The organism is Phocaeicola sp. RTP21198st1_B8_RTP21198_201120 (assembly GCF_040929485.1).
GTDB classification, from domain to species: Bacteria; Bacteroidota; Bacteroidia; order Bacteroidales; family Bacteroidaceae; genus Phocaeicola; species Phocaeicola dorei.
Window position 1 is genome coordinate 1 of the sequence record NZ_JBCOCI010000058.1, and the last position, 16,226, is coordinate 16,226.

Below are 16,226 nucleotides of genomic sequence, written 5' to 3' on the forward strand. Positions count from 1 at the left end.
CTATTGATAAAACACGTCTGAACATATACACATTCATTCTTCTCCACCAAATAATTCTAATAATAATTTCTAAATCATAATTAGGAGTCCCATACAAATCGAGACTCCTAATAAAGTTATACAAAAGACATACTAATAAAAGTATTTCATCATTCTACCGACGGCACCTCCAAGATACTACCATAACGATGATATTCAAATGAAATACTTTGCTCTTTGATGTAATGAATCAATTCCACACGTCCATCTTTCACCGGTTTAGCTGTAGCAATATACTTATCAATACGTGCAGCTTCCTCATACATTTCCATCGGAATATCCGCCCCACAAGTACGGATACGCTCATAGTTCTTCATTGATTTCAGGAATCCGGCCAACGCTTCTTCTTTTAAAGGACATCCCAAGGAAGCCAATGCAGCTGTACGATCATCACCGGGCTCAAAACTAATGCTCAATGGAGTATGACAAATTCTGGCAGCCAAAGCAATCATCTTTGCATCTTCATTGTTATCTCCCGGGAAAAGACGCAAAACCATATTCTTTAAAGGCAGATAGCGGAATGCATTTTGTTCGCCATACAGATTATTGACATCACGCGCATGCGCAAATTCCTGCTCGTATGCCTTCACATAACTTTGTGTATAGTCAGTGGTACTGCCTAGTTTATCTGTAATCTTTACAAAACAAGCACAATAGTTAGGACCACCCGCTTTCACACCGCCACCAAAAGCTGACAATTTCATTCCACCGAACGGCTGACGATTTACAATGGCCCCCGTTATACCACGATTGATGTAAAGATTACCTGCCATAATTGAATCTTTCCATAATTTCTGTTCACCTTCATCCAGACTCTGTAAGCCTGAAGTCAAACCATAATCCAAACTGTTTACCCAATTGATGCCTTGCTGCAAATTTTCAATACAAACCACACTCAGCATCGGACCGAATAATTCGGTTCTGAATGAATAGTTACCGGGACGTACCCCCCACTTCACTGTAGGAGCCAATACATATTTATGCTTATCAAGAAAACGAGGTGGAACCAGCCAGGACTCCCCTTTTTCCAATTCCAAAGCTTTCAATAATTTATCATTCTTATCGGTAATCATCGGACCTACCACATTCCCTGGATTCCATACACTACCCACCTTCATACTAGTTGCGGCATCTTTTAACTTATCCTGAAAGTTCTTGTCCTCATAAACTGAGCGTTCTACCAGCAATAAAGAACATGCGGAACATTTTTGGCCGGCATTGCCAAAAGCAGAAGCCACAATATTCATAATAGCATGGTCACGGTCACCGGAAGCCGTCAAGATAATTGCATTCTTACCACCGGTTTCTGCCGACAATGGAGTAGCCGGATTACTGCGTGCAATATTTTGAGCAGTATCTGTCCCTCCTGTCAGAATAATATGTTTGACAGCCGGAGCCGTAGTTAATACCTTTAATGCCTCACGGTCTGTAATGATAACCTGCAAAGCCTCTTTAGGCACACCTGCATCCCAAAATGCCTTGGCAAACAACCATGCCACAGGGGCAGCAACAGTCGCCGGTTTCAAAATTACAGTATTTCCTCCTACTAGTCCTGCCACAATACCACCAATAGGTATAGCACACGGGAAGTTCCACGGAGAAATAACCAAAATAGTCCCTTTAGGAGCAATGTCCACATCCGGTAGTTCTGCAAACTGCTTCATGCTAGTGCTATAAAAACGAGCATAATCGATACCCTCCGACACCTCCACATCCCCTTCCACTACTGTCTTCCCTGTCACGGCACACATACAACCTATCAAATCACCACGCATCTCACCCAGTCTGTTGGCAGCTTCATACATTATTTTATGCCGTTCCTGCAATGTAGTCTTTCTCCATCCGGCAGGATCTTTTTCGGCTATATCCAAAATTTTCATCACCTGTCCGGCATCAGCTTGTGACATTTCGCATACACAAACTTCATCATCCTGGCAACGGTCCATATATTTATGGCGTTTCTCACAAACCACCGTTTCAGCTCCTATCTGCAAAGGAATAATTTCAGGTGAATCCGTCGGCGACTTCTTCCACTTCGCAAAAATGTTCCGAACCCATTCCTGGTTCTGAGCCAAATCAAAATCAGTATCAGGTTCATTCTTCATTACATCAGCTGGTGGAACGGGAGTATAACGATGCAAGCGGTTTTGTGTACGGGCAGGAGTATGTGTAATAACATCTTTCATTTTATAAGCTTCCTCAAACTGGTTCTGTAAGAAACGCCAAGTATCCGTACCCGGTTTCAAATTGAACGAATGGGTCAGGAAGTTGTCCGGAGCCGTATTTTCATCCATACGACGGACCAAGTAAGATACTGCATTCAGGAAATGCTCATCTTTTACCACCGGCGCATATAGAATCACATGATTTCCCAATTGGGATTGAGCGCGCCATACATGGTCAGCCATACCTTCCAGCATCTCAAAAGTCATGTACTCCGCGCTTCCCAGCTTCTGACTCAACAGATAGGCGTATGCAATAGTGAACAAATTATGAGAAGCAACCCCCACATGCAACGCCTTTGCGTTTTCGGGTAATAAAGCACGTTCCAGAATATGCAAATAATTGGCATCCACTTCAGTTTTCGATGTCCTTACAGGATTAGGCCAGCCACGAAGGGAAGAAATAACCGTTTCCATTTCCAAATTACAGCCTTTCACCAGTCGCATCTTTAATGGTGCACCCCCATCAGCCACACGCGCTTTGGCAAATTCTAATAATTCAGTCTGAAATTCGTATGCATCGGGAAGATAAGCCTGCACAACGATGCCTGCCGAATAGTTTTTAAACTCCGGTCTGCTCAACACTTCTTTAAACAAGCGTAATGTAAAGTGAGCGTCCTTATACTCCTCCATATCCAGATTGACAAACTTGGAGCGTTTTACACCGTTCTCATCCACGTAAGGAAAGTCAATTGCTTTCTGATACAGTGCACACATACGTTTCACCAGCTCCGGAAAGCTTTCTTCATAATTCAGCGCATGAGTCTGCGCGTAGATACCCGATATTTTCACAGAAATATAATTGATATCAGGAGCTTCCAAGGCTTCCAGATAGTGGAAATAACGATGATCCGCTTCTCCGTTTCCTAAAACGACCTCGCCTAACAAATTCACGTTCTGACCAATCTTTTGTTTGAAACGGGTAGCCAGATGATCTGTCAATTTAGGACGCGCTTCGTTCAGAATTACTTTAGAAGTATCCATACGAAGACGCTTCTTTATGATTGGTATGGCTATGAAATCAAAATGATGACCAAAAGCCTGGTACATCTTAAAAAGGAAAGCATCACGCTTATTCAAGAACTCAGGTACACCATAACGGTCTATCAGCTTCTTGATACGTTCTGCCAATTTCTTACGATCACGAATTTGAGAAGATTCGTCCAGCATCTTCACCAAGAACTTTTTGTCCTGTGGCCGTTGTACCATAACGGCATATTTATGCTGTTCTTTACGTTCCTCACTAGTGATGGTTTGTTCACACGTGTTATAAAGCTTCAGTACCCATTCTTGTACTTCGGCGATAGTCGGTCTGTTGTCCATAGTAAACTCATGTTAATGTGTAAGAATTAAGGATTAAAAAAAATCATAGGTAACAACTAAAGACATGAGCATCGTAGGACTGAACATAACGGCACGATACCGGTGCAAGGTCTGGAGAGCTTGCTGTGAAAACCGGTCAAATATAAGTTCTCTGCCCATAAGATGATTTCCTTAGAAAATGTAATTGTTCACATGCAAATATACACTAATTCTTTTATTATCAAAGGAAAAAACAAGAAATTATAAGAACTCGTTTAATTTTCATCAGCATTGTCATCAGTTTCACCGAACTTTAATTGATTTCTTTCAGTAAGACAGGTTCTAATCTGGACATTAAATATCCAATTCAAAGAAAGTAGGCTGATTGGAGGTCTCGCTATAGCCTTCCAACAGATATAAATCTGTACAGGCCACATGGATAGTGAATAAATAATTAACAGTATGTGGATAATATCCTTCGGGTAGAGCGATGCAATATAACTTACCTACCGTTTCCTGCACCCAAGAATAAGACTTTTTTTTAAAATCGGCTATAAACGCCGCTTTTCTGAAACGGTCCGAAATTTCACGTAAATAAAACTCACCTATATGATAGGCATTAACCAGATTAGGCTCATGGTGTGCAAATAACCAAAAATCATCCTGCAAACGAATACCTATCAAAGATCCTATATTAGAATGAATGCTATATAGAACAGACTCTCCACTATACAAACCATCCCGACATACAAACGCCACCTTCTCCAAGCAATAAAATATATCATAGGAAAGACCTTCATGCTCAACTTTCCAATGAAACAGACCCTTCTGTATCTGAAGCGCATACATCGGAACCGTCCACTGCCCGCAATCCAACAGGCACAATACATCGCAACCTCTTATCAACCTATGATAATCAGCCACACATTTATCCTGCGAATTCCAAACAATAATTTTCATCACTCAGGCTAGTTTTATCCATTCATTTTTATGGTACAAACATAAAAAGAGACGTGGGACCTGCTTAATATTTTATCTGCCTTAGAGGTATCCCCATACCAGCTGCACAAATAATAACAACAGTGTCCCACGTCTTTATGAATATACTAATCCTGTAAAGGAGTATAAACACAAGACGTGAGCGCTTGTTGTATTACACTTGTGCAGCTTTGAAAATTGGGGATTTTCTAAGACAAGGTAATATTTTAAACGCTCTTAATTATATATGTCCCTTCTTGTTTTCAAATGAATATTCATCTGTTTTCAAGAATTGGTACAAAGTTAAAAAAAGAGTTCTGATTAAAGTGAAATTAATCTATTTTTTTAAATAAATAATAACCCGGATGAATATCTGAAAGAGTTATTTCCCCATTACAGTAGCCACAATCTTGCGACCGCCTCCATGGTTGCGGAACTCACAAAGGTAAATTCCCTGCCAAATACCCATATTCAGTCGACCATCTGTAATAGGAATAGTAAGACTAGTTCCTATAATGGTTGACTTTGCATGGGCAGGCATATCATCCCAACCTTCCAAAGTATGTTCGTAATAGGGTTCGCGTTCCTTTATCAAGTGATTAAAAATAGATTCCATATCCGTACGAACATCCGGATCAGCATTTTCATTGATACTTAATGCCGCACTGGTATGTTTGATGAACAAATAAAGCAAACCTATTTGGGGAAGTGGAGGCAAATTGCGCACCACTTCATCAGTAATCAGGTGAAATCCCCTAGTACGGGGACGAAGCGTAAATTCTGTCTGAGATACCATAACTATTATCAACCTTTATGCATCCATATAGATGCCACTTTACGACGTACTGCTATTATATTAAACAAAGATACACCCACAAAAAGCAAAATACCTATAACCATGGCTGGTCCCAGATTTCCTTCTTCCAACTGTGGAAATAACTTTTCTATCATATCCATATAGCTATTCCGCACATAGATCACAATTCCCACCGATAAAAACAACACTACTGCATTGAGGCCCAATGTCAGCATTTGATAGGGAAGCGCCACCTTAGCCGGACTGTAACCTATCAATAACAGATTCTCCAACTTAGACGTATTCTTCTGCAGTAACAAGTAAATACTGAGCATCAAAATATAGAAAGAGAGTACACTGATAAGCAAACCTACAGAAAGCACAATTCCTACAATCACTTTCAAGAACCAGGTAGTCTTTCCCGCATCCAACTTGTCATCTTCTGTATCATATCCCTTGTCTTTAAAGAACTTGGCAATACGGTCGTCCGTAGGATTGTTCACTTCTACAATCAGTCGTGACGGTTCGCTTTTCTGCCCCGGAGCAAACTCATTGTTAGCCCACGCCATAAATGTTTCCGGAACAAGAATCGTATTCAGGCGATTGGAGAAACCTGCTATTTTTCCTTTAAAGTTTTCCGTATGCCCTGCACCAGTAATACGTATATCCAAATTAACCATACCCATCACCCCTTCCGACAATTGCGGCAGGCTCCGGCTTTGTGCAAAACCAAAGTTATACAGATTCAGATAATTACGGGGAATAATGATAGGAACAACCCGTTCATTTTCATCAAACTCCCATTTATCCAAGTTCACATCCACATACTCATCGGGTACAGACTCAAAGAACATGGCTGTAGACATGTGCAACCCCACGTTCTCCATCCCCATGCCTGCCGACACTTTAAATTGGGAAGGCATAAAAGCCCCTACTCCTTTGGTAAACGGCTGTTCGCTGATTTCAGCAATGTCTTGTTCGGAAAAAGTCTTACTTTTTCCGACAAAGGAGCCCAATGTACTTACCTTTTTGCTTACTATCACATAGTCTTTCTTCATGAAACTGTCACCTTCCGTAAAAACAGGCAACACATCTTTATAAAACTGGGCACTCAGCAACACAATGACCATGCCACACAGATTGGCAAAGAAAAAACCCGCCAATTGTGGGAAACTGATATGCTGACGTAATAATTTCCAAACCAACCTCATAGTTTCAACGTTTTTGTGTAGTTCAATTCCAAATGCTTGCCGATAGAGGTCACAATGATACCTGCCCCCTGTCTATCCGCTTCCTCCACCAATATCCGGGACATAATCCGTCCGTTTTCTTCATCCAAATGGCTGATAGATTCATCTAGAAAGATAAAATCGAAAGGTTGACAAAGTGCGCGGACCAACGCCACACGCTGCTGTTGCCCGAAAGACATTTTAGCTACCGGTGTATCCCATTTATCGGCAATACCGAACTGTTCAAACCAAGCCTTGATTTCTTTTTTAGATTTAAATCCGGTCAACGAATTCTTCAACTGCACATTCTCCCACGCTGTCAGCTCCGTGAACAAACGCAATTCCTGAAACAACATGCTGATGGAACGTTTCCGAATCTCCACCCAGTCATGCACCGAAAGACTACGGATGTTTTTCTCGCCAAAACAAATGATACCTTGATAGTCGTTACGATATCCGTATATGTAGCTGCAAAGCGATGATTTCCCAGTGCCGGATGCTGCTTCCACCAAATAGGCTTCCCCACGTTGCAGGGTCAACAACTGATGCCAGACATCGGATATAATAGAATCCCTCCCTGCAAAAACAGCAGGAAGGGTCCGTTGTAATTCTATAGTATTCATAAGTTCTCTAATCCATGTACGATCAACTGTAGCACGTTGACTTCTTTATCTTTCATAACAATATTTATTCGACCGCTTCTCCAATCGGGAGCCATCACATCCACATAGTCGCAAGATCCCAAAATAGCATTAAACACGGCGGCATCACTACCCAGCATACGGGTTAACCGAGGATTCTCCTGAACGTCCTTCACCAACTGCACCGCATTGAACGCCATAAAGAAACGGTTTTTCACCACCTCTCCGGCCCAAGGAGTATTCTGCAAAGAAACTCCGTAACGGCGGCCTGCCTCATCTGCCAGTCTTTCATTGTTCGAGATATAAAGCAGATTATCCTTCACACCAAACCAAATGCTCTGGCGATACATACGGAACTCATATTGGTCTTTGCCCGTAGAGTTCAATTGCATCTGCCCACCGGTCATAGCCAACAAAGGTCTCAGGTCTTCGAAGGACTGCAAAAAGTCTTTATTCGTTACATCAGCATAAATCAGCAAGTCATTATTTGACAAGGAACTATAGCCAACAGCAACATCCCCATGAATAGAAGAGAATATACCTTCAATATCTATTGGCAACATCGGATTATCCAACGCTTGCTTGATGGTAGGATTTTCGCAAAGTAAATCATAAATTCCTTTTCCATCGATATTACCACCTGCCCAAACCAACATATTAGCAGGGAAATACTCCAAATAAGCTCCTTTGATGAGTGCGGAAACAGCCGACTGCTTTTCATACATAGCAATCAAATCCTTATTTTCAATCAATGTTTCCATCTTCACTACAATTTTACCTTTTTCGAAAGTAGCGGAAACCAGATATTTGATATCTTCCAATTTCAAATAGGCAGGCATTCCCATTCGCATCTGCATGGTAATATCATTAGGAATAAATGACATATTCATCACAGTGACAATTTCACCCTTCGACGAGGCCAACTTACCAAAGTCTGTGGTCTTTACATAGCTGTTTTCAGCATCCTGGCGCATCAATGAAAGCAAACTTCCTTTCAAGCTGAGAGCATCTCCTTTATTACTTCCCATCAACAGGAAAGTACCCTTATTAAAAGCGCACAGCGCCGTACCCATCTGTGTCCATGTACATCCGCTTTCGCTTTTCAATTCCGTACATATCTGCTCCTCCTTCAACGCCTCCAGCAAATCTTCCACTTTACCTTCATCATCTACTTTTGCCAATAAAGCAAAAGCATTAGAATGAGGAGTAATGAACATATATACTTTATCAGTAAAAGACAAGCCGGATTCAGACGGGCTTTTAATAATCTTCTCGGCAGTTTTATAGGCCTCTCCTTCCAGACCGCTTTTTAATGCGTCCGTCAGTTTGGCTACCACCTTTTCTCCCCCTTTACCGTTTATGCCACTCTTCTCTGCCATTGTTTTGAAATCGAATGACATGACCATTGCCGCATCCTTAGGAATAGCATTGGCATATTCACTTTTAGACGAACAGGAAGCCATAAGCAGCATGATCGCCACCAATGCAAATCCCCAAATACCTTTTCTCATATTCTTATTTTTGGTTTAATAAATTCAGTGTATGACAGGCTACCAATGCGGCTGTTTCCGTGCGAAGACGGGACTTTCCCAAACTAACAGGCTGAAAACCTGCCGCTATAGCCTTAGCCACTTCTTCCTCGCTAAAATCCCCTTCCGGACCTATCATCACCAAAGCATCTTCTCCGGAACGCAATATATCTTTCAACAAAAGTTTTTCCCCTTCATAGCAATGGGCGATGAACTTCTGCCCTTTAAAATCCCGTGAAACAAACTTATTAAAGTCCGTCATTTCATTCAGTACCGGCATAGTCGCCTTTAACGATTGTTTCACTGCCGATACCAGAATTTTTTCAATACGTTCTTTCTTGATTACTTTCCGCTCGGAATAACGGCAGTTCAAGAAAGACAGTTCATCAAAGCCTATTTCAGTCGCTTTCTCTGTAAACCATTCAGTACGATCCATATTTTTAGTGGGAGCCATGGCAATATGCAACCACCCTTTCCACCCTTTTTCCTGCGGAATCGTTTCCGTTACCTTCACTTGGCAACGTTTACCGCTTGCAGCACTGATTACAGCCTTGTAAAAACAACCTTTTCCATCAGTCAACATTATCTCATCGCCTATGGAAAGACGCAAAACCCGTAAACAATGTCCTGCTTCCTCTTCTGGAAGTTCAAGGTTACTCGCTATATCAGGGGTATAAAAAACATGCATAGTTCTTCTTGTTTTTCAATTTATATATCAAACTATCGTATTCTCCTCCTCTTGTTCCCGTCGTTTTATCTCATCACGCAAACGGGATGCCTGCTCATAATTCTCTTCTTCTATAGCCTTTGACAATGCTTCTTTCAGCATCACCACATCAACTGTATTTACATTGACAGAAAATGCCGTATTCCCAACTTCATGCAACTGTTCACTTTCCATGATCTCATTAGTAGTATAAACAGGACATCCGCAACGCATAGCCAACGCAATCGCATCGGAAGTACGTGAGTCTATTTTAAATACCTCACCCTCCTTTTCCAAAAACAGATAGGAATAATAAACTCCATCCTTTACCTTATATATCAACACTTTCTTTAAAGCAGCCCCCAACTCTTTGGTCACTGTCAGAAAAAGATCGTGCGTCAATGGTCTGGGCATCTTATATTCCATCATTACCACCTTAATAGCCTGCGCCTCCAACGAACCGATAATAATAGGCAGCTTACGGTTACCATTCACTTCTTCCAACACCAGCGCATATGCATCCGCCGGCTGCAATGTAGAGGACATATCATGTACCTTCAATTCTATTTCATCCATAATTTTAACTTCCCTTCTACCACTCCTGTTTACATCGGATATGGTCAAAAATAATTTATTAAACTTGCCTGGGATTATGCTTATACTTGAATATGACAGCAAACAATACCGCAACCACCAAGGCATATCCTGCAAAAACAAACCATGTCATACTCCATCCCTCCATCTGCGGAGCAGTGCTGTTCATATCAACAAAACGATTTACCACAGCTTGAGCTCCCAACGTTCCCACTGTAGCGCCAATACCATTTGTCATAATCACGAACAATCCCTGAGCACTGGAACGAATGGATAAATCAGTCTCATTGTTAACAAACAACGAACCTGAAATGTTGAAGAAGTCGAAAGCCACACCATACACAATCATGGACAGTACAAACATCCAGACACCCGGCCCTGGATTCCCCAGTCCGAACAATCCGAAACGAAGTACCCATGCCAACATGGCTATCAGCATAACGCGCTTGATTCCGAAATGCTTTAATACAAAAGGTATTAATAAAATACACAACGTTTCCGACACCTGAGACAAAGATATCAATGCGTTAGCATGATTCACTCCAAACGTATCAGCATACTCTGGAACTCCCCTGAAACTGCTGAGAAACGGATTGGCAAAACCGTTGGTTATCTGTAAAGAAACCCCCAACAACATAGAAAATATAAAGAAAACAGCCATCTTTTTCTGTTTGAACAGTGTAAACGCCCGCAATCCCATAGCATCTACCAGCGATTTCTGTTCTCCACCACGACTTACAGGACACTCGGGCAAAGTAAGCGCATAAATGGCCAGTATCACTCCAAAGCAAGCACAAGAAAAGAACTGCATATAATTATTTTGGAATCCCAAGATATCCGTCAGCAACATAGAACAGATGAAACCAATCGTTCCAAAAATACGGATAGGAGGAAAAGCGATGACAGGATCCAGTTTTACTTTATCCAGTGCGGTATAGGCTACCGAATTTGTCAATGCCAATGTTGGCATATAAAAAGCTACACTAAAAGAATAAAATGTAAATAAAGTACTGAAATTAACCGCTTCACCATCCACGTAGCCATACCACCCGGCAGCCACCATAAACACGGCAGCCATAAAATGACAGAAGCCATATAATTTTTGAGCAGGCACCCATCTGTCGGCAATAATTCCCATTACAGCAGGCATAAACAAGGAAACAATCCCCTGCATGGCGTAAAACAGGCCTATCCTAGCACCCAAGCCAATATTAAACAAATATGTCCCCATGGAAGTAAGATAAGCCCCCCATACGGCAAATTGTAAGAAGTTCATGACTATCAGTCTGAGTTTCATTCCGGTAATTTCGTTTTTCATCTTTCTTCTTTAATGTGTGTTTTTTATATTACTTGCAAAGATATAAAACAATTCGATTTTTCATGGAGATTCATCTTAAAAAACAAAGCCTCTCCGGTGGTTTCACAACTTCCGGAAAGGCAAGACAATTAAAAAGTTTTTGTAATCTAACTAAAAGAGAGTGTTTTATTATCTGGTGTTCGTGAAAAATAATGCCATTATCTATTCAGCTATGGCATAAGCATCCAGTCCTTTCAATGACTGGCGGATAGTTTTCTGCATCTTCTCCATCTCTTCCCGGCTCATTTGGCGCACCTCTATACCGGAATCTCTTAGATTATTCCCCAATTCAGCCATCTGCTCATTGAACGAATCCCAATATTCCGAATCAAGGACAGCAGAATACACTTCTTTCCCATCCTTCATCGGACTGATAATAACGGTCATGCTTACATTTCCGTTTTCATTGACATTAAGGGTGTAAGTACGTTTCTCATTATCCATCTTATAAATGAATGTAAAATTCGCTTTCTGCGCCTTGCCCCTTCCCTTCGGCATATCCTTAATGGCAGTTTCTGCATATTCCTCATCCTTCTCGAAAGCCTCAATCAACCTTGCGCCTATTTTCTCATCCTTTAACGAAAAACTTTTCACCACCTTTACCACTTTGCGGGTTTTAGAGTCACGTTTCGTTACAGAGTTGATAGCCACATCATCCCGCTTTTCCAATTCTGCCGCCATTTTATCAATATTCTTCTGGGCCATAACCTTGCCTGTTCCACCACACAGCAGCAAAACAGCCGCCAATGCACTTCCTAAAATAAACCTTGTTTTCATATCTTATTTTTTATGTTTTTTATTCGCTTACCAATAATTCCTTTTCTTCTATCTCTTTCTCGGAACGATGAATTTCTTCCACACGTTCCTGGGCCAGTTTCTCCACCCGTTCCGCCTTTTCCAATGTTTCAATAATACAAGGCATAATCTGTTTCACATCCGAAATGCGCTTGCCTCCCACTTCCACATAACTACCTTCGTAGCACGACCACTCACCACTTCCGTCTGCTTGGTTTTCCGAATAGAAAATAAAACCTAACCCCAGCGCAATGACCATCATTGCCGCTATACCGGCACTCCAGACAGCTATTGGAATACGCTGATAAAAGCTTTCTTTTCCAACCACCGGTACCTTTTCTGATTTCTTTCCTCCAGCAACCTCCTTCTGTCCGTCTGGCTGCAACATACCCGGTTCTCCCTGCATACCTCCCTCATACCAGGCAAACATCGGAGCATATCCCATCAGATGAGAAGGTACATCCCCTGTATGGAAGAAACGATAAATAGCCTGCTCCTCGGCATTCGTAGTTTCCCCTTCCAAGAAACGGTTAATGTATTCTTCTATATTCCTCTTATCTAATTCCATACCTTACTGTGTATCATAAATTGTTCTTTTACTCTTTTTCTAGCTCTCGACAAATTGGTTCGTACCGCCACCGGCGTACTTCCTGTGAGACGGGCTATCTCCTCTACTTCGAAACCTTCCAAGTGCTTCATGCGGAGAATAGACTGTTGCAAGTCAGGTAAAGTACCTATTACTTCCAGTATCTCCTGCATATTCTCTTCCTCTACCAGTTTCATTTCAGGGTTTTCACCTCCACCAATGCTGATGCCTTGCTCCAAATCGACTTTCTCTATTCGAATACCTCGCAAACGATTAATACACAAATGCTTGGTTATAACAATAGCCAGTGCATCCACGCTACGATATTGGTCCAGACGGTCGCGAAGAAACCAAAGTTTCAACAGTACATCTTGTACTGCATCTTCTGCCTCGTCGGAGTCTTCCAGATAACGGATAGCCATTCTTAACAAAGCCGGCCGCATTCGTTTTGCCTCTATTTCAAATCTATTTTGTTCCATGTTCACTAGTATGACACATAGAGGTAGGGAAACGTTACATCAAAATGAAAAATAATTTGCCGACATGTCAATTTGCTAATATACCAATAACCGTGTGGGCATATATAACACCCCTAATTAGCACATCAGCAAATTGACAGATTAGCAAATTATTCAAACTTATAAACCGTATGACTATGAAAAACCTCTCCCGGCCGGAGTACAGTACTGGGGAATTCAGGCTGATTGGGGCTATCTTGAAAATGCATCGTTTCGAAACATACCGCCGAACGGAAAGGATAAGCTATCCCCCTTTTACCAGTCATTTTTCCTTTCAGTCCATTACCAGTATAGATTTGTATTCCCGGTTCGGTGGTGAAGATCTCCATCTTACGCCCGCTTGTTGGATCATACACCCAAGCAGCCGGCCTTGTATCATCTCCTTTCGTATTCAATTCCCAAGTATGATCGTATCCGTTTACTACCTTCAATTGCGGATAATCCGCATCTATACGTTCTCCGATAGTATGCGGCATACGGAAATCAAGGGGAGTACCGGCCACCGGGAGATATTCTCCTGTGACACATTTCTTATCATCGTATGGAGTAAAGCGATCTGCATCTACCCAAAGTTGCTGGTCTTCCACGCTTTTTGTAAAGTCTCCCGAGATATTAAAAAAAGAATGATGAGAAAGATTAAGTACCGTGGGTGCATCCGTAGTTGCCTCGTATGTCAAATCCAGTGCATTCTCATCCTCACCAAGACTATAGACTAACATCACTTTCAGGTTTCCGGGGAAACCATTTTCTCCATCAGGGGAGAGATAAGACAGACGAACCGTATATGTATCTGCCTGTTCCACTTTCCATATTCTATCGGCAAAACCGGGATTTCCCCCATGTGATATATGTCCGGACTTCCCATTGTTAGGGACCAGCTTATGCTCTACCCCGTCCAGTGTGAAACGCGCATTCAGAATACGTCCTATATAGCGTCCCACCGTAGAACCAAAATTCTGCCGTTGCTCCATATACTCACCAATCGTGGAAAATCCACACACTACATCTTCCCTTTTTCCATTTTTGTCGGGTACAAGGATAGAAACTACTCGCGCCCCATAGTTCGTGATACAGACCTCCATCCCTTTTTTGTTGCTCAAAGTAAATAAATCGGTATACTGCCCATTCACTTCTGTCTGAAAATCCTTACGTTGTAATCCTGAAGCAGTGACCTGCTTGTCGTCGTGACAAGAAGAAAGCAGCATCAACAAGCCCATACAAACTATACCATGTTTTCCACTCATATCATTCATTTTATAGGTTTTAAATGCCACAAATGTAAATCCTCCGATGGAAAATAAGAAAAGCCGGCCTTTCCTTTTTCAAGGGATGACCAACTTTTCAACTATTTCAACCAATTTTTACCCGATTACTTCTTCTCTTTCAGCAATAGAGTAGTATGATGACTATCCTCCCATTCGGACATCAACCGATGAAAATCTGCATAATCGGTGGGAGTTATCCATTGTTTGTTCAGTCGCAACGAACGGGTTACTTCCGTCTTATCCTCTGTAGTCTGTACGGTTATTTTCAATTTCCCTACCGCATTGACTATTTCTTTTGCCTTTTGCGGAGTACATACCTGCATATCCGACGGAACATTTACTATGCAAATATAGGTTTCATCCGTCATACCAGGAAGCAACAGGTTCGTAGTACGTTCTGTATTTCCAAAGCCATAACCATTCATGGCTATTCCGGTTTTAGCGCGAGGCAATGTTATCAGACGATAGCCCCCTGCCAACGTTTTACCTGTTTCAGAAGTGACTGTTATCGTATCCGTTTCATAAACCGGTTTATTCTTCACTTCCAAAACCGCTTTCTTACCATCCAACGTATTGACAGGCTGATATTCCTGTATGCCCGCTATGACAGGAGAGTCCAGAAATAACTGGCTGATAGCGCCCAATCCCAAACAATTATCCGGTGCTTTTACGCCAAAAGCAACCTTAACCTCACCTTGTAATCCTGCCGCTTGCAACAATCCTGCAAGCAGATTTATCTTTTCCGCTTCCGTGCCATAGGCAGTGCGGATTACTTCAGTTGCCGGACGGATCCGGTATCCTGTTTCGGACAAAGACAACCGGGACGTGCCCAATCCATGTACATAGTTCATCAGGACAGCTTCCTTTTCATCCGCATTTTTTCCTTGCAATAATTTTTGTGCCAAAGCCATGACCTCTTTTTCATGAGCTGCCGTAAATTGAGATTTCAGCACTTTCAAAGCATCGGCCATCGACGGATACGTATTTGCTAAAATAACCGGTATATTTCCTGATAAAGCAGGAGTACTTTCCATAGGATAATAAGCAGGAATATTTTTCAGTGTCCAAGTAACAACTTTACTTCCATTCTCATTTTTCACTACCGGCGCAGCTTTTCCGTTTATCAATGCATAATTCAAAGGCTTGTCCTCAGGAACCGACACACTACAGATATATTCTTTGACGGGCGATAACTCCTCTACCGGCACATATACATCCAGCCCGGGCAAATAACCGGGACGTGTGATAACCGAGTAATCCAAACAAATAGTCGCTCCCAACTCCAGTCCCGTATGTACCACCACCATCTCTTTCAGTCCGTTATAGGCAGGAGCATCAGCCGCCGCAGCAGGAAGAACCTCTACAAATGCATTTTCGGGAGTCTTTACTATCTTCCCGTCTTTCTGGCGAGTATAAGATTCATGTATCTTCAATTCCTGATATGCCGGATTGTAAACAATGAAGCTTTCACCATACAAACCATTCACCGCTGCATGTGTAAATAAAGTCAACTCCTTATATACCCGCATTTCCTGACTACCGTCCTTATGTAATGTATAAGTCTTGGCTAACTTCCCAAATTCTGCTTCAGAAGCCGCTTTTGCCGGAAGAGCTGTCAATAACAACACTCCCAAGCATACATATATATAATAAATCTTTTTCATGTCGC

At 41.9% G+C, this 16,226-nt stretch carries 14 protein-coding genes; all 14 read right to left on the bottom strand.

All coding sequences use genetic code 11. From position 1 onward, the window contains the following. Nucleotides 1–149: 149 nt before the first annotated feature. On the bottom strand, nucleotides 150–3,584 hold the full coding sequence (locus AB5935_RS17215) for a proline dehydrogenase family protein (protein ID WP_038609827.1): 3,435 nt from the start codon (nucleotides 3,582–3,584) through the stop codon (nucleotides 150–152). A 333-nt stretch (nucleotides 3,585–3,917) separates the two neighbouring features. Further along, on the bottom strand, nucleotides 3,918–4,523 hold the full coding sequence (locus tag AB5935_RS17220; RefSeq protein WP_007833569.1) for a hypothetical protein: 606 nt from the start codon (nucleotides 4,521–4,523) through the stop codon (nucleotides 3,918–3,920). A 400-nt stretch (nucleotides 4,524–4,923) separates the two neighbouring features. Next, nucleotides 4,924–5,337, bottom strand: a complete 414-nt coding sequence (locus AB5935_RS17225; RefSeq protein ID WP_038609830.1) for a secondary thiamine-phosphate synthase enzyme YjbQ — start codon at nucleotides 5,335–5,337, stop codon at nucleotides 4,924–4,926. Nucleotides 5,338–5,345: 8 nt separating this feature from the next. After that, nucleotides 5,346–6,548 carry a hypothetical protein gene (locus AB5935_RS17230; protein ID WP_007833566.1) on the bottom strand — a complete coding sequence of 401 codons (1,203 nt, stop codon included), beginning with the start codon at nucleotides 6,546–6,548 and terminating at the stop codon, nucleotides 5,346–5,348. Beyond that, nucleotides 6,545–7,189, bottom strand: coding sequence for an ATP-binding cassette domain-containing protein (locus AB5935_RS17235; protein WP_038609833.1), 645 nt, complete (start codon nucleotides 7,187–7,189; stop codon nucleotides 6,545–6,547). The genes AB5935_RS17230 and AB5935_RS17235 overlap by 4 nt, the downstream gene beginning before the upstream one ends. After that, a complete protein-coding gene (locus AB5935_RS17240) occupies nucleotides 7,186–8,718 on the bottom strand; it encodes a DUF4836 family protein (protein ID WP_038609836.1) in 1,533 nt (510 codons plus the stop codon). The genes AB5935_RS17235 and AB5935_RS17240 overlap by 4 nt, the downstream gene beginning before the upstream one ends. 4 nt (nucleotides 8,719–8,722) lie before the next feature. Further along, nucleotides 8,723–9,424 (bottom strand): 16S rRNA (uracil(1498)-N(3))-methyltransferase, encoded by a 702-nt coding sequence (locus AB5935_RS17245; protein WP_038609839.1) that lies wholly within the window; start codon nucleotides 9,422–9,424, stop codon nucleotides 8,723–8,725. 27 nt (nucleotides 9,425–9,451) lie between these two features. Further along, nucleotides 9,452–10,018, bottom strand: a complete 567-nt coding sequence (locus AB5935_RS17250; RefSeq protein ID WP_007833561.1) for a bifunctional nuclease family protein — start codon at nucleotides 10,016–10,018, stop codon at nucleotides 9,452–9,454. 58 nt (nucleotides 10,019–10,076) lie between these two features. Further along, on the bottom strand, nucleotides 10,077–11,354 hold the full coding sequence (locus AB5935_RS17255) for an MFS transporter (protein WP_007833560.1): 1,278 nt from the start codon (nucleotides 11,352–11,354) through the stop codon (nucleotides 10,077–10,079). Nucleotides 11,355–11,555: 201 nt separating this feature from the next. Further along, a complete protein-coding gene (locus AB5935_RS17260; RefSeq protein WP_007833558.1) occupies nucleotides 11,556–12,170 on the bottom strand; it encodes a DUF5024 domain-containing protein in 615 nt (204 codons plus the stop codon). Between the two features lie 19 nt (nucleotides 12,171–12,189). Next, nucleotides 12,190–12,756: a hypothetical protein gene (locus tag AB5935_RS17265; RefSeq protein ID WP_007833557.1), complete on the bottom strand. Its 567-nt coding sequence runs from the start codon at nucleotides 12,754–12,756 to the stop codon at nucleotides 12,190–12,192. Next, nucleotides 12,747–13,217 carry an RNA polymerase sigma factor gene (locus AB5935_RS17270; protein WP_007844440.1) on the bottom strand — a complete coding sequence of 157 codons (471 nt, stop codon included), beginning with the start codon at nucleotides 13,215–13,217 and terminating at the stop codon, nucleotides 12,747–12,749. Before AB5935_RS17270 ends, AB5935_RS17265 begins: the two co-directional genes overlap by 10 nt. 185 nt (nucleotides 13,218–13,402) lie before the next feature. Continuing rightward, complete coding sequence (locus tag AB5935_RS17275) at nucleotides 13,403–14,536, bottom strand: aldose epimerase family protein (RefSeq protein ID WP_038612309.1); 1,134 nt, start codon at nucleotides 14,534–14,536, stop codon at nucleotides 13,403–13,405. Between the two features lie 125 nt (nucleotides 14,537–14,661). After that, nucleotides 14,662–16,221, bottom strand: a complete 1,560-nt coding sequence (locus AB5935_RS17280) for a DUF3857 domain-containing protein (protein ID WP_038609842.1) — start codon at nucleotides 16,219–16,221, stop codon at nucleotides 14,662–14,664. Nucleotides 16,222–16,226 lie beyond the last annotated feature (5 nt).

Bases quoted from the DNA above. Each gene is read 5' to 3' on its own strand.
- AB5935_RS17215 (WP_038609827.1), bottom strand. From the start codon at position 3,584: ATGGACAACAGACCGACTATCGCCGAAGTACAAGAATGGGTACTGAAG.
- AB5935_RS17220 (WP_007833569.1), bottom strand. From the start codon at position 4,523: ATGAAAATTATTGTTTGGAATTCGCAGGATAAATGTGTGGCTGATTAT.
- AB5935_RS17225 (WP_038609830.1), bottom strand. From the start codon at position 5,337: ATGGTATCTCAGACAGAATTTACGCTTCGTCCCCGTACTAGGGGATTT.
- AB5935_RS17230 (WP_007833566.1), bottom strand. From the start codon at position 6,548: ATGAGGTTGGTTTGGAAATTATTACGTCAGCATATCAGTTTCCCACAA.
- AB5935_RS17235 (WP_038609833.1), bottom strand. From the start codon at position 7,189: ATGAATACTATAGAATTACAACGGACCCTTCCTGCTGTTTTTGCAGGG.
- AB5935_RS17240 (WP_038609836.1), bottom strand. From the start codon at position 8,718: ATGAGAAAAGGTATTTGGGGATTTGCATTGGTGGCGATCATGCTGCTT.
- AB5935_RS17245 (WP_038609839.1), bottom strand. From the start codon at position 9,424: ATGCATGTTTTTTATACCCCTGATATAGCGAGTAACCTTGAACTTCCA.
- AB5935_RS17250 (WP_007833561.1), bottom strand. From the start codon at position 10,018: ATGGATGAAATAGAATTGAAGGTACATGATATGTCCTCTACATTGCAG.
- AB5935_RS17255 (WP_007833560.1), bottom strand. From the start codon at position 11,354: ATGAAAAACGAAATTACCGGAATGAAACTCAGACTGATAGTCATGAAC.
- AB5935_RS17260 (WP_007833558.1), bottom strand. From the start codon at position 12,170: ATGAAAACAAGGTTTATTTTAGGAAGTGCATTGGCGGCTGTTTTGCTG.
- AB5935_RS17265 (WP_007833557.1), bottom strand. From the start codon at position 12,756: ATGGAATTAGATAAGAGGAATATAGAAGAATACATTAACCGTTTCTTG.
- AB5935_RS17270 (WP_007844440.1), bottom strand. From the start codon at position 13,217: ATGCGGCCGGCTTTGTTAAGAATGGCTATCCGTTATCTGGAAGACTCC.
- AB5935_RS17275 (WP_038612309.1), bottom strand. From the start codon at position 14,536: ATGAGTGGAAAACATGGTATAGTTTGTATGGGCTTGTTGATGCTGCTT.
- AB5935_RS17280 (WP_038609842.1), bottom strand. From the start codon at position 16,221: ATGAAAAAGATTTATTATATATATGTATGCTTGGGAGTGTTGTTATTG.